At 60.1% G+C, this 13,560-nt stretch carries 10 protein-coding genes; 3 read left to right on the forward strand and 7 right to left on the reverse strand.

Annotated features, from left to right (window positions below; genetic code table 11):
* Positions 1 to 56: 56 nt before the first annotated feature.
* The 4 genes from AC1DNE_RS27755 to AC1DNE_RS27770 all read right to left on the reverse strand — a co-directional run bounded on the left by AC1DNE_RS27755 (position 57) and on the right by AC1DNE_RS27770 (position 7,307).
* A complete protein-coding gene (locus tag AC1DNE_RS27755) occupies positions 57 to 3,470 on the reverse strand; it encodes a DEAD/DEAH box helicase family protein (protein WP_476841302.1) in 3,414 nt (1,137 codons plus the stop codon).
* A gap of 21 nt (positions 3,471 to 3,491) precedes the next feature.
* The gene (locus AC1DNE_RS27760) at positions 3,492 to 4,676 is read right to left on the reverse strand and encodes a restriction endonuclease subunit S (protein WP_476841303.1); all 1,185 of its coding nucleotides are present in this window, start codon (positions 4,674 to 4,676) and stop codon (positions 3,492 to 3,494) included.
* Positions 4,673 to 6,238 carry a type I restriction-modification system subunit M gene (locus AC1DNE_RS27765; protein ID WP_476841324.1) on the reverse strand — a complete coding sequence of 522 codons (1,566 nt, stop codon included), beginning with the start codon at positions 6,236 to 6,238 and terminating at the stop codon, positions 4,673 to 4,675. Before AC1DNE_RS27765 ends, AC1DNE_RS27760 begins: the two co-directional genes overlap by 4 nt.
* A gap of 73 nt (positions 6,239 to 6,311) precedes the next feature.
* A complete protein-coding gene (locus tag AC1DNE_RS27770) occupies positions 6,312 to 7,307 on the reverse strand; it encodes a restriction endonuclease (protein ID WP_476841304.1) in 996 nt (331 codons plus the stop codon).
* Between the two features lie 449 nt (positions 7,308 to 7,756).
* Between AC1DNE_RS27770 and AC1DNE_RS27775 the strand changes: the two genes are divergently transcribed.
* From AC1DNE_RS27775 to AC1DNE_RS27785, 3 genes are all read left to right on the forward strand, one after another.
* A complete protein-coding gene (locus AC1DNE_RS27775) occupies positions 7,757 to 8,053 on the forward strand; it encodes a hypothetical protein (protein ID WP_476841305.1) in 297 nt (98 codons plus the stop codon).
* A gap of 734 nt (positions 8,054 to 8,787) precedes the next feature.
* Entirely contained in the window at positions 8,788 to 9,834 is a 1,047-nt protein-coding gene (locus AC1DNE_RS27780) for a hypothetical protein (RefSeq protein ID WP_476841306.1), read from the forward strand.
* Positions 9,835 to 10,151: 317 nt separating this feature from the next.
* Positions 10,152 to 10,649, forward strand: a complete 498-nt coding sequence (locus AC1DNE_RS27785) for a hypothetical protein (RefSeq protein WP_476841307.1) — start codon at positions 10,152 to 10,154, stop codon at positions 10,647 to 10,649.
* A gap of 15 nt (positions 10,650 to 10,664) precedes the next feature.
* Here the strand turns inward: AC1DNE_RS27785 and AC1DNE_RS27790 are convergent, their stop codons facing one another.
* From AC1DNE_RS27790 to AC1DNE_RS27800, 3 genes are all read right to left on the reverse strand, one after another.
* Positions 10,665 to 11,030 carry a hypothetical protein gene (locus AC1DNE_RS27790; RefSeq protein ID WP_476841308.1) on the reverse strand — a complete coding sequence of 122 codons (366 nt, stop codon included), beginning with the start codon at positions 11,028 to 11,030 and terminating at the stop codon, positions 10,665 to 10,667.
* Between the two features lie 227 nt (positions 11,031 to 11,257).
* Positions 11,258 to 12,196, reverse strand: coding sequence for a site-specific integrase (locus tag AC1DNE_RS27795; RefSeq protein WP_476841309.1), 939 nt, complete (start codon positions 12,194 to 12,196; stop codon positions 11,258 to 11,260).
* Positions 12,197 to 12,469: 273 nt separating this feature from the next.
* Positions 12,470 to 13,477, reverse strand: coding sequence for a hypothetical protein (locus AC1DNE_RS27800; protein ID WP_476841310.1), 1,008 nt, complete (start codon positions 13,475 to 13,477; stop codon positions 12,470 to 12,472).
* Positions 13,478 to 13,560: the final 83 nt, after the last annotated feature.

The following is a 13,560-nucleotide window of genomic DNA, read 5'->3' on the forward strand; positions in this document are numbered from 1 at the left end:
ATAGGCGCGGGTCCACTAGCAACGCACAACACGCAGTGATCTGTGGCTTCCTTGCCTCACGCCACCGCGCTCTCGTTCAGCTCCTTGATCCTCGAGAACAGCTTGCCAATCCGCGGCTCGTCGAAGACCTGCTCCGGCCCTGTCGGTGCGATGTCCGTGAAGGGCGGTTCGTAGAGCAGGCCGGGATCCATCGTGCCCTGATGCGTCAGGTGCTCGATGACGAGGCCAACGAACTCGATCTGCGCGGCTGTGGCCGTGCCGGGCGCGACGAACTCGGAGAAGGCCTCGTTGACGGCCTGGCGATCGAGGCCGACCAGCGAGCGCACAAAGCGGCCGAAGCCGTGCCCGACCTCCCTGGCTCGCTCGATCGTCGCCGCGTCGCCGATACCGGCATCGACCAGCATCTTCTCCAGCTCCGCTAGGTCGGTCGCCGTGAGCGCCCTGGCATGCCGGAGCTTGTGCAGCACGATATGGTCCTCGTGCTGCCTGAGAAAGTGGCGCGCTTTCGCCTTGAAGCGAGCGAAGTCGACCTCGCCGACCTGCGGCAGCTCATGCTCGACGCCTTCGCCGATCTCATCCGCGAAGTCGGAGTAGACGACAGCCTTGCGCCCCTTCTCGATATGCTGGACGAGACCGCGCAGTCGCAATCGGACGAGCTCCAGCAGCGGGACGGTGACGCCTTCCCACCAGGGATCGCTCTGCACCTCTTCGATCAGCACCGCCTGCTGCGCGATAGCCGGGATCCCGGTCTGGGCTTCGAGCGCGGCCACGATCTCGATGAGCTGCTTTTTTAGCGCGGTGAAGCGCTGCGAGCCGCGCAGCAGGGCGAGTTCGAGCTGGAACATCAGCAGGTCGAAGCGCTTGGCTTCCTCGGTGCCGAGATGCTGCGCCGAAGGCAGGGGCGCTATGGCATCCAGGAGCTCAGCCTGCTCGTCGTCGCCGAGATGGCTCCAGGCCTGGTCGTCGCTCCATTTCTCGACGACACGGCGGTTCTGGCGGACGATGAAGTTATCGGGGTTCAGGCCGCCGATCATCTGCTTCAGCATCTTTAGTGCATCCGCCCGGATCTCGGCCTCGCTCGGGGCAGCATCGCCCGCGTCATAGGGTGACTGGTCGCCAGCACCGATGCCTTCGGCCGGCGGTTCTAGACGATCGAGCGCACGGACCAGATCGAGCCGTGCCGCGAAGAGCCGTTCAGAGAGTGACTTCGCCGCGCCCGGTTCCTTCAGCTCCGGGCTTGCGCCGAAAAACTCGAGGTTCTGGCAGTAGTCGAAGACTCGGAAGAACTCCTTGTCCTGGCCGGGGCCGAACAGGTCCGAACAGAGCCGGGTGCCGCGTCCCATCATCTGCCAGAACTTGGTCTTGGAACGCACCTGCTTGAAGAAGACGAGGTTCACCACCTCCGGCACGTCGATTCCCGTGTCGAGCATGTCGACCGAGATCGCGATATGCGGCGCGCCGTTCTTCTTCGAGAAATCGTCGATCAGTGACTGAGAATAGGTGGTCTTGAACGTGATGACGCGCGCGAAATGACCGGCGAGACTGGGATAGGCCGCGTTGAAGCGCTTCTCGATGAACTCGGCATGGGACTGGTTCTTGGCGAAGACGATGGTCTTGCCGAGCCTGTCGCCGCCCTCGACCTTGATGCCGTTGGTCATCAGATGGGCGATGACGTGGTCGACCGTGTCCTCGTTGAACAGGCGCTGGTTGACCTCGGCCGCATCGACCGTGTCGGGGATCTCCTCCTCGCCCCATTCGAGGCTGTCCCACTGGTCCTTCTCCTCCTCGGAGAGATCCTCGTAACGCAGCCCGCAGCGCATGATCCTCAGCGGCACCGAGATCGCCTTGGGCGGCACGAGATGGCCGTCCGCCACCGCCTGGTCCAGCGAATAGGCATCGGTCGGCACGCCGTCCTCAAGGTCGAACAGCGAATAGGTATTGCGGTCGATCTCCTCCTTCGGAGTGGCGGTGAGGCCGACGAGCAGGCTATCGAAATAGTCGAAAATCGCGCGGAAGCGCTGGTAGACCGAGCGATGCGCCTCGTCGATGACGATGAGGTCGAAATGGCCGGGGCCGAACTTCACCTTCCCGTCCTGGCGCCCGTCGATCAGGTTCATCATCGTCGGATAGGTCGAGAGGAAGACGCGGCCCTCGGCCGTGCGCTCAGTGACGAGGTTCACCGGCGCGCAATCCGGCAGGTGCGCCTTGAAGGCGTTGGTCGCCTGGTTCACCAGCGCAATGCGGTCGGCGAGGAAGAGCACGCGCTTCACCCAGCCGGCGCGCATCAGCAAATCGACCAGCGCGATCACGGTGCGCGTCTTGCCCGAGCCCGTTGCCATCACCAGCAGCGCCTTGCGCTCGCCCTGCTGCTCGAAGGAGCGCGCGATCGCGCGGATGGCGCGGTGCTGATAGGGCCGCTCGACGATGCTGCGGTTGATCGCGACCGGGCCGATCGGCTTACGGCCCGTGCGGCGCTGGATCAGCCATTCCAGCTCGTCGCGCTTGTAGAAGCCGCCGATCTCGCGGGGCGGGGAGCGCGTATCGTCCCAGATCCAGTGCTCGTAGCCGTTGGAATAGAAGATCACCGGGCGCTGGCCGTAGCGTGCTTCCAGCGCGTCGGCATAGAGTTTTGCCTGCTGCTGGCCGCGGCGGGCATCGTGGCGGGTGCGCTTGGCCTCGACCAGGCCGAGCGGCTTGCCGTCCGCGCCCCAGAGCACATAGTCAATGAGCCCGACGCCCTCCGCGTTCGGCATCCCCTCGACACGGAACTCGATGTCCTCCGGCCGGTCGAGCGCCCAGCCGGCCTCGCGCAGCAGCAGGTCGATAAAGCGGTCGCGGGTTTCCGCCTCGCTATAGTCGTGGCTGTCCGGCCTCGCTTCGGCGGCCTTTCGCGCGATCGTGACCTCGGCGCGCAGCCGCTGCAGCTCTTCGTCGAGATGGGTCTTGTCGGCCAGCAGCTTGGTCAGCTCGCCATTCTTCGCGTCGAGCTCGGCCTGCTGCGCCTTGAGCTGCGCGAAGCTGCGTCTGAGGATGTCGTCACGGCGAGTCAAATGCGCCGGGTCGAAAGTGAGCCCCTCAGTGGGCTTGCCCTGGCGCGCATAGGTGCGTGCGAACCAGAAGCAGATGTGGAACAGTTCGCGGACCGCACCCGCCACCTCAGCGGGCTGGATGACCGCGCGTTCCTCGTGGACGGCGCGGTTGCGCAGGCGGTTAAGGTATTTCGCCTTCTCGAACACGGCCGTGCCGGCGGCTGCTTTGAAGCTCGGCTCGTGCAGCAGCGCTGCGATATTGTCCTGATAGGGCAGCCGCAGACCCGGATCGTTCTGGAATGCCCATTTCACCGCAATCTCAACGGTGCGCCCGGCATAGAACAGCGCAGCGCGCGGATCCGAAACTGCATGCCGCTCCGCCGCCGTCGCCGAGTCGTGAACGCTGGGGAACTCGATGGCGAGGAAGGCGAAGTTGGACATGCGGGCAGTGTCCTGGCGAGGCTAGAGCTGGCCGGTGAAGGCGCGGTGCTGGAGGGAGGAGAAGAGACGACTCAAATGATCATACTGCTCTCTAGCAGTCGTCAGGGGTTGGTGAGCCCGGGCGACTCTTCGAGAAAACTCAGCCTGAAGTTCCATCGGGGGGATAAAAAAAGGTAATTCCCTAAGCCGCCCCAGCGTAATTTCAAGGAATGTCGCTCCTTTTACCTGCGCCGAAATCCACCGCTGCGTTGTCTCCGACCGCAGATATGAGAGCATATATTCGAGCGTCACCTCATTTCCAGGTGCTATCCGCGCTGTGCCCTGAGTGAGGTTGGCGCCCGCCAGGGCCTTTGGAACAACCGCGGTAGTTCCAACGGTCGCCCGTATACTCATCACTATGTCGCCGGCATCAACGCGAGAGCGACCGAATTTTGCGGCAATTTCAGGAGCAGTTCGTCTCAAGTCCGACTGTCGAATTGCTCCGCCGACGATATCTCCGGTCCTGATATACGGCACTCCGCCGGGAACTTCTGGCCCGGCCTGAACTATTCCATATGTGATAATTGTTCCTGGTCGCACTGCGTCTTTAAGCTCGCAATATCGTCCTTCAGCACTCTCGAACATCTCTAGAAAGATCGACTGCGTCAGCCCGTCGAGCAGTTCGAGCGCGCATTTGCGCTTACGGCGCATAGCATCCGCCTTGTCCAGGATCGCCGCGATCCGCCGCTGCTCGTCGAGCGGCGGGAGCGGAATTTCGAGATCGAGACAGCGCGAGTGATTCAGGTTTGAGATGTTCGTCGTTTGCTGACCAAAGCTACGTGCCAGGCGCTGGACGCGTTCCGTCGCAAACCAGCGATAAAGGTATCTCGGGTGCACTTTCTTTGGGTCGGCTCTCAGCACGGACGTAAACCCGCCGAACGTCGCGGTGTAAGGAAGATCCGGCACCCATGAGCACTTGCCGACTAGGTTCCAGCTGTTTGCGCTCGAAACAAGGATGTCACCGTGCCGCAGGATCTTTTCCGCCTTAGCCAGAGCCTTCGGAATCAAGACTAGGTCATCGTCGTCTAGATCAGCTTGTATGTTCTTGGTGCGCATGCAAGCGATCGCATCGGCATCGCCATCCGAACGAACATCGGCAGGCTTATAAGTGATGCCGCGTATGAACGTGGCAACGTCGCCCAGCTGCCCAACGTTCGAGGCCGTCACAGCATGGCCTCCAACTCGCTCAACCCGTCCGTAATCTCCTTCTCCAGCTCCTTCAGCTCGGCAATGATCTCCTTCGGCGGGCGGTGCTCGGCGGCGGCGTGCACCACCTCCTTGTAGCGGTTGAGCGAGAGGTCGTAGCCGGCGGCCGCGATCTCGGTCTTGGGCACGCAGAAGCTCTGCGCCGTGCGCGGGCGCTCGCGCTCGGCGCCACCACGTTCGTCCCAGCGAGCGGCAATGTCGGGCAGGTTGTTCTTCTCCAGTTCCTCGTCGCTCAGCGCCTCGCTGACGAAATGGCCGGACGCGTTCATGTGTCCCGGCACGGGGCCCAGCTTCTCGACCGGCAACAGCGGATTGCGCTTGTCGTCGAGCGAATAGCCGTCGGCCTGGCAGTCGTAGAACCAGACCTGGTCGGTGCCGCCGGAATTGGTCTTGGTGAAGAGCACGATCGCGGTCGAGACGCCGGCATAGGGGCGGAAGACACCGGAGGGCAGCTTGACGATGCCGTCGAGCTTGTGGTCCTCCACCAGCATCTTCCGGATCGCCTTGTGGGCGGTCGAGGAGCCGAACAGCACGCCGTCGGGCACGATCGCCGCCGCGCGGCCGCCGGGCTTCATGAGCTTCAAGAACAGCGCCATGAAGAGCAGCTCGGTCTTCTTGGTCTTGACTATCTGCTGCAGGTCCTTGGCGACCTGGTCAGCGTCGAGTGAGCCGGCGAAGGGCGGGTTGGCGAGCACGAGCGAATAGCGGTCGGCATCGCCGGCATGCTCCTGCGCCAGCGAATCCTTGTAGCGGATGTCCGGCCCCTCGACGCCGTGCAGCACCATGTTCATCGAGCCGATGCGCAGCATCGTGCTGTCGAAGTCGAAGCCGTGGAACATCTCCTCGTGGAAATGATCGCGGCTCTCCTTCTCCTGGAACAGGCGCGGATGGTTGTCGCGCAGATACTCGCCGGCCGCGACGAGGAAGCCGCAGGTGCCGCAGGCGGGATCGACGATCACGTCCTTCGGTGAGGGCGCCATCATCTCGACCATCAGCTGAATGATGTGGCGCGGCGTGCGGAACTGGCCGTTCTGCCCGGCGCTGGCGATCTTGCCGAGCATGTATTCGTAGAGATCGCCCTTGGTATCGCGGTCATCCATCGGGATACCGGCGAGCAGGTCGACCACCTTGGCCAGGAGCTGGGGCGTCGGAATCGTGAAGCGCGCGCCCTTCATATGCGTGGCGTGGGCGGTGTCGTCCTCGGCCATCTCACGCAGGAAGGGGAAGACGTGCTCCGAGACGATGGTGAACATCTCGGCCGGCGGCTTGTTCTGCAGCCGCGACCAGCGCATCGCCTCGTAGTCGAGCCCGCGCGGGTCCTTTCCGGTCGGGAAGATCCGGCGCTCCATGGGCTTGCCGAGTCGATTTGACCTGTTTTCTTCGCGCGTATGGGCCTCGTCCAGCCCACGTAGGAACAGGAGATATGTGATCTGCTCGATCACCTCGATGGGGTTCGAGATCCCGCCCGCCCAGAACGCATTCCAGACCGCATCGATCTTGCTGCGCAACTCACCCGTGACCATGCCGACCCTTGTGATTCTCACTCTGCGATGCTGCGGGTTTAGGGCACGCGCCGCCCCTCGGTCACCCCTCCCATCAAGCCTTCGGCAGGTCCGGGACGTAGATCTGCTTCAACGGAATCAGCGAGCGATAACGCGGGGCGAGCTTGCCATAATGCTGGAGCACGAGCTCTACGAACTGCTCGCCATTGATCAGGCGCAGCTTCGGTCGGTTGCGCTCCAACTCGATCGCGCCGCGGCTGAACGAACCGAGGTTCACGAAGAGACCGAACTCGCCTTCGCCCAAGGTGCCCAGCAGCTGGTTGACCTCGGGACTGCCGGTCTGGCTCGTCATGCGCTTGCACTGGACCTTGACGATCGGCGGCTGAAAGCCGAGCGCGTCCATATGGGCGATGATGTCGACCCCGCCATCGCCCGAGCGCGACGTCACCCTCGTGTTGTAGCCCAGGCATTTTAGGAGATCGGCGACCAGCTCCTCGAACTGGTAGCCGGACAAGTCTGTCATGACTCGGCGGATGACAAAGTCGGCCGTCGTCTCTTCGGCCTGGCGCGAGACCGACACCGTCGCGGCGTCATCATCAGCACTGTCTTCGGCGCTCTCGATGGCCTTGGCAGCGTCGGACTCAGGCTGTGTGAGACCGACCTTTGCCAAGAATTCGTGCGCATGGCGCCGGATCTTGAACAACGTCAGAGCCGAGCCGATCTCGTTGAGCGCGGCCTGGCTGAAGTCGTTGCGCGGGAAGTGGCCGAGCCACGTGACGCCGCGGCGGTTCGGGTATTCGTCCTGATCGCCCTCGACGTAGCTTGTCTCGCCGGTAAAGCGGCCGATGTTCACCGTGCGATCGTGCTTGGAAGGGTAGACAACGATATCTCCGGGCTTCATCTCGTAAGCGAACCGAAACAGAACGCCGGCCTGAACCGGCACCGCGCCCGCCTGGCCCTCGGCCGCGTGTGCGGCGAGTGCAGCCTTGAAGGCTTCCCTATCCGGATAGTTCCGCAGATCCCCCAGATTCGGCCACCCGATCGCGACATAGGCCTGCTCGATTGGTCGATTGTCGACGTGCCAGCCCATGTGCACGCCCCATACCGTCGGTTGTATAGCCAAGACGAACGCCTCCCCGCGTCACCGTAGTGCGTCGGCCTAGCGGCTCGCAATATCCGCATTGGCGTAGCGTCGAAGATCTTCGCGCGATCGTCCGCCAGCAGCGCAGTCGGCTCAATATGGATGCTGCGTAGGAAGCAAACGGGTGCGCGCTGGCTCGATCCGCCGTCGCCCGCGACGCTGACTAGCTCGTTGAAGCCGAGCTGGCCGGCGAGCACCTGATGCGTTTGAGGCCGCGGTTCATGATCGCCTGGAACACGAGGTAAGCGATAGCAACAAGACGGAAGAATCCGAGAGGGTTTCGCCTTCCCGACATCATCGCGGGTGGGTGGACCGGCGAGCTGGTCGGGACGCTGAGCGTGCATTTTGGTCAGACGGTTCAGCCAGGACCGCCTCGCCAATCAGTCGAATTCTCCTACTTGATCGGCGCAGCAATGCTTCTGCCGCCGGACAAGGAATTGCGATGGCCGGCGATTGTGACGTGTTGGGCACCGACGCCGATGAAGACCGAGTTTTCGGATGCCGGCCTAATGTTCAGGTCGGAGCCAAGCCCCTCATTCTGTCTCTCCCTCGAGGTGACGCGGCCGCAGTTCTCGGACATGGTGCGAGTTCTCGAGACCGGGCGCTTCAAGGTGTTTTACTTCACGGTCGAAGAAGGCGGCGATAACTCCTGGCCAATCCACAGCTGGGGCATGACGACAGAGATCCGTAGCTGAATCTACGGTCACCGCCGCGATTATGCCGTCGTGGCGATCTGCCGCCATTGAGCATTCGCTCTTCTGCGGATGCTGCATAGGAAGCGCTCTGCTGCTTGCTGGCGCGATCCGTCGCCGCGCATGAGTCTGATCAGCGCTCAGATGGAACGGCCAGCGATCGCTTCTCTGGCCGGTTTGTGTTGAACCCGACACTCGAGCGTTTTTTGGATTGCGATCTGTTCGCGTGTCGAAACCGTCGGCTGACGCTATCCGCACTCTCGGCCATCTATCCGAGCTGCCGCTTCAGGCCGAGCTTTATGGTTCGGAAGCGTCTGTAATCGCTGCACGCTACGTTGGTTGACATGGCCAACTAAACGGCAACCGGCGCGCACTGAATTCATTGAAGAATTTATAGATTGCAGCGATATTTTTGAATTCAAGCCTAAAATGTCAACTTAGTGTAAACTTACGGACAACCAAAGCGCCAAACCCGTCTGATATAGACGTCATTTTGGTTGTCATTGGATAAGCAAAAACACGTATTCCACGCACCTCGGCAATATTTGGTTGACATAAGTTGACATCCGCAACCAGCATGCGGCGTGGTGTTGCTATAATGCAACTTTGACCAAGGTAACGCCTTTCAAAAACGCAGAGCTGCTCCAAAAGCGCTATATCGAGATATCGCCGAGAGTTCCTGGACTCCTCTTGGTGCGGACTTCGTTCGCTGCCGTCCGCGTCAAGAGGAGCGATTCATGTCCGTCAAGGAAATAAACCCTGAAATCCAGAAATTCGCATTTCGCATCAAGGAATTGATTCGCTGCGCAGGGACCATCTGCGTGGATGATCTAAAACGAGAGCGCAGATTATATCAGCTGAAATGGTTTGATTACTGCTTTCTGAGCCCGGCAAAAGCCACGAAGCTTTTTGCGGACAGCTATATAAAGGCGTATCGGGAAGCTTGGGCGCGTCATTTCGACCGCGACGAAAGTGCGCGTCGTCGAGGCTTGTTCAAGGTCCCTTCTTTCAGTGCCCCTGATCCGTCGAGCAAAGAGCGACAGCTTCTAACAAGCCTATGGAGAGCGAGGCAATTCGCCGACGAGTTGGGCGTGCCTTACGACTTTTTTTGCCGGAGTGCGTTCCAGTTCTGGCTCGACCAGGGGCCGACCCGCCTTCCTCAACCCAACCAGCTTTATTCGGCGCAGTGGCGCGAACGCATAGCCGCGGCTGTCACTTCCACCTGGGAGGAGCGACGCAACAGCATGGAAATGTACGCCAAGGCGAGGCAGTTCTTGGCAGCAGCAAAACGCGATACCGCCGCTCAGAAGCGATATGTTCAATGGGTGGTCGATACTCTTAGACGCAAACATGGACATCCGCACCAGATTGCCTGGGCGATCAGTCGAAACATACTCACCGAGGTCGAGGCCTTGGATGCCTTCGGTGCGGAGCGCATTGAATCAGCTCGGTCCATGGCCATGGAGAACGCGCCGGGCGACATATCTGACCTCACGCCCTATAGCTTCGTGCCGTCGTGCGCCGGCATCGCGCATGCCTTCGAAGCCGATGCCACAGAGTGCAATGCATGTCACTTTATGCCGAAATGCCGGACAGCTCAGCCCAAAATACTGGAGCGCGTTACCGCACAATATGGATCGGCGAATCCCATGTTACAACGGAAGCGCACTTCTACCAGTCGACGTGTTGCCAAGCATCGCGCGCGAAAAAAGGCTCTTCGCCGGACCGCAGCCGAAACAGCTGAAACGCGCTGCAGTGCGAAGTCCGGAGCAGAACGACTGTAACGGTCCCCACTCAGCCCGGTAACGCTCTCCTTATATATAGATATAAGATATATACCTGTATTATCTCATAAGCTGGTGGGGAGCGTTACATTTCTTGTTTTATGTCTCCGGCTATGCCTCATGGCTGCTAAGAACCGGTAAGGGTGAGCTGACAGCTCGCTACGCTCGGCTGCGCGGCCTTCGGCCTTGCCCGCGCCTGCGGCGCGGTTGCTATATCTCTCCCGGCTCCGGAGCATAGCTTCGAGCTCAGTGAAATAGTACCTCCTAGGGCTCTTTCCGGTCGAGGTTCCAGCTCCGGTATCTGAATCTATTTTACGATGACGAAGCAGAAACGCGACAACACCTACTATCTCAGAACCCTCGAGAGAGAGCACCCCGCGATCTATGACGACTATCGCGCAGGGCGTTTCCGAAGCGCCTCGGCAGCCTTCATCGCAGCCGGCATCCGAAAGCCGCCGCAAGCGATCCATGCGCTCATGCGTGCCTGGAAGAAAGCGAGTATTACAGAGCGGCGAGAGTTTCTGGCTTGGGTAAAGGCTGAGCGCGACGCTTCGAAGAGCAGTCCGATGCGACCAGAGCCCATAACGACACCCGATGGCTATCTGACCGAGAGAGCAAAGAGGCGCCTTCGTGCGCTCTATCCGGAGCCGTCATTTCCAAACGCAAGGATCATGACGGCGATCGGCTGGCCCAATCGACATGATGCCAGTCTCGGTTTGGCACTTTCGACGGGAAGCCGTCTCCGTAATGCAGACCTGATCGCGAAGCTAGCCATCTGGTTGTCTGAGGAGGAAGCGCGCCGAGCGACAAGCTGAGCTCGGACCGAGCAGTCAGCGGCAGAAATCGCCGGCTAAGAGCTCATCAATGCTCATGAAGAATGAGCTCATCCCTGCGACGCTCAGCCTTCCGCCCTCGATCCACAGGGTGGCGGAATAGGACTGGAACGCGCGTGGATCTGCCCTTCTGCCGAGTGATGCGATCCTACCACAGACTTTTCCCAGCTCTCCGTCGCCTCTCGGGATCCGCAAGAAATCGATATCCAAACGCACGTTGTCAGCGTCGAGCATCCATTTGTGCGCTTCCCGGTTCACCAACGCGAGAACGTCGAGCCGAGAGATATCCTGCGCCGTTACCGCGGTACACGACAGCGCCCCAGCACAGACGAGGGCAGCAAAGGCAGAACGATATCGAGACATGCTTCACTCCGTATGGACCTGATGTGCGTTTATCGGAGTGGCCGACCGGAGCTAGCAGGCAGTCCGGCAAAGCAGGTGGGATACTGCGCATTCCACGGTGCACGGTCTCACGACCAATGCGCCAGTCGATGCCGCCTTGGTTGGCAAGGATTGAGCAATGAGGCAGCGAGAGATTGGCTGCATCCTGTTGGGCTAGATCGCGTCAATCTAGGACTTCGATGTCCGACCTATCCCAAGCGCGCGACGAGATCGGTCGCCCGGAGATGCGCGTAGCGGCTTAGCATGCGCAACTCCTTGTGCCCGCTGATCGTAGAAACTTCTACGACGTTCAGACCCTTCTCGAACAATCGCGAGACGGCTTCGTGACGCAGATCGTGGAAGTGCAGCCCGGAGATTCCTGCGCGCCCGCACAGATGGCCCCAGGCTTGAACGACGGCGCTCTCGGTAGTGGGTAGCGCTCGACCTGCTGACGGGCTTCCCTGGCCTTCCCAGAGTCGTTGCAGCACGTCTCGCGCGCGAGAGGACAGTGGCACGTCGCGCGGCTCCCCATTTTTTGTCAGCGGCAAGTGCGCAATGCGCGCGTTCAGGTCGACGTGCTCCCAGTCGAGAGACAGCAGCTCACCACGGCGCATGCCGGTCTCGATCGCGAGCACAATCAGGTCACGCATGTAGATGTTTCTACCGCTGTCAGCAGCTTCGATCAGTCGCTGCTCCTCGTCATCGCGAAGACGTCTGTTTCGACCACGAGGTGGGCTCGGGCGGCGCACGAGCTTGCACGGGTTGCGATGCAGGTAGAGGTTCCAGTCTCGCATCGCCGTGTCGATCGCGTGGCTGATCGTATTGAGCTCGCGGATCACGGTCGATGGTGAGACTGACCGAAGACGTTCATCGCGATAAGTCGCGAGGTCCGAGGTCGACAGCAGGGCGAGCGTCCGGTGACAGAGCGGACGACGCAGCAGCGCCTTGATCCGCGAGATCTCGGTATGGGCGCTGCGCTTCCTGGGTGAGATCTCGGTCATGTAGCGCTCCAGGATCGATCGGAGCGTCGTAGATTCAGCTACGCGTGTATCCGGCAGCATGCCGCAGCGATCGAGCTCGCTCTCAAGGGAGCGCGCCCATTTCTCAGCGTCGGACTTCTGGTCGAAGCTCTTGGCACGAGGCGCCATGCCACGCCGTCGCACTTGTGCCTGCCATCTGCCTCGGAGTTTCCGGATCGTCGCCATTGCGGATCAGCCCTGTTCGTCCAATGAACAAGAGGATGCCGGCGGTGCCGAGCCAAGAAGGATTCCGGACGCGGCGCGAAGAAATCCGAGCCGGATGTGGCGCTGGTGTGCCGATCGCCGCTCAGGCAGCTCGCTCAGGTTTCAGGATGCCTGGCCGGCCAAGGAGTTCCGAAGATCCGGCGCCGCAGTTGGATCCACCTTCGGTAGGCAATGCTCTCAAACGATCTTAAAATCTCGCCGCACAAGCATGGAGACAGCAGACGGGCTTCCCGGCTCAACCTGCATTTGCGTCGCGACCGTTTTCGCCTCTTCACGAAACTCGGCGAGTCGAGCTTGAAGTGGTCCGAGCTTGTGGAGCTGCATGGTAAGGCGGATCGCTGTGCCGCGAAAATTGGTAGGATGTTCGACCTTTCGATCCCCGCGAATATAAACACAGGCGTCGCCAGACATGGCGACGAAATTTCCGCCGTGCCGGCAAAGGCGGCTAGTCATATACAAGCCGTAGCCAGAATTAGCCCATGCGTCCGACGGGTCGTTCAGATGAGCCCGTCCTGATATGCCCGGACACATGCTTAGATGGATCGCATCGCGGTCTGTTTGAGTTCGGAAGCGAGGATTTGTTTGAAGCCCCTGCCTGATGCCGATTCCTGCATCGGCAACTGCTACCTCAACGGTTCCTTCAGAGGGCCAATATTGAGCGCAATAGAACAAGTTATTGCACTCACTGTGCTCGAACACGTTTCGAATTATTTCTCTTAGCGAATATGAAAAAGTATCAAATATATCTCCTGAAGCCGCCTGCAAGAGAACTGCCGTAACTGAGTCACTGTGTTTTTGTATTAGATCTCCCATATGATCATATCGTGATCCATGAGCTAATACGTCATCTCTATTCAATTCTCTGAGGGGCGTATAGCGCTTTCCGCCGTTAGCGTCGCCGGGCTTGTTGCCAAAATCTACGCCAAAGGCTTGGAAGAAGCCCATATGGGCTGCGTAAGTATGAATCTTATGGTTCTTAATAGAAAATCTCTGATCTTTATGAATTTTTCGCTTTTTTGATATCGCTTGAGCAACAACTGCCATTGAGAATGGCGTAACAAAAAGGCGATTGCCACAATCGAACGTTAATTGATCAAAATCATATTCTTTCTCAAGATCGGCCAAAAACGCGCAAATATCCTTAAGACTGCGTCCATCAGGCAGAGATAACGTTAAATCACGCACGTTTCAGATCCGATTCGACAGCGCTGATCGCTGATTGGCGCTGTATCGAATCAGCGCTGTCTTTCAGCTTACCAATGTTGATA

Source organism: Allobosea sp. 05L423 (assembly GCF_056397745.1).

What these genes read in the sequence shown, in the direction of transcription:
- AC1DNE_RS27755 (WP_476841302.1), bottom strand. Translation starts at nt 3,470, where the DNA reads ATGTCCAACTTCGCCTTCCTCGCCATCGAGTTCCCCAGCGTTCACGAC.
- AC1DNE_RS27765 (WP_476841324.1), bottom strand. Translation starts at nt 6,238, where the DNA reads ATGGTCACGGGTGAGTTGCGCAGCAAGATCGATGCGGTCTGGAATGCG.
- AC1DNE_RS27770 (WP_476841304.1), bottom strand. Translation starts at nt 7,307, where the DNA reads ATGGGCTGGCACGTCGACAATCGACCAATCGAGCAGGCCTATGTCGCG.
- AC1DNE_RS27780 (WP_476841306.1), top strand. Translation starts at nt 8,788, where the DNA reads ATGTCCGTCAAGGAAATAAACCCTGAAATCCAGAAATTCGCATTTCGC.
- AC1DNE_RS27785 (WP_476841307.1), top strand. Translation starts at nt 10,152, where the DNA reads ATGACGAAGCAGAAACGCGACAACACCTACTATCTCAGAACCCTCGAG.
- AC1DNE_RS27790 (WP_476841308.1), bottom strand. Translation starts at nt 11,030, where the DNA reads ATGTCTCGATATCGTTCTGCCTTTGCTGCCCTCGTCTGTGCTGGGGCG.
- AC1DNE_RS27795 (WP_476841309.1), bottom strand. Translation starts at nt 12,196, where the DNA reads ATGGCGCCTCGTGCCAAGAGCTTCGACCAGAAGTCCGACGCTGAGAAA.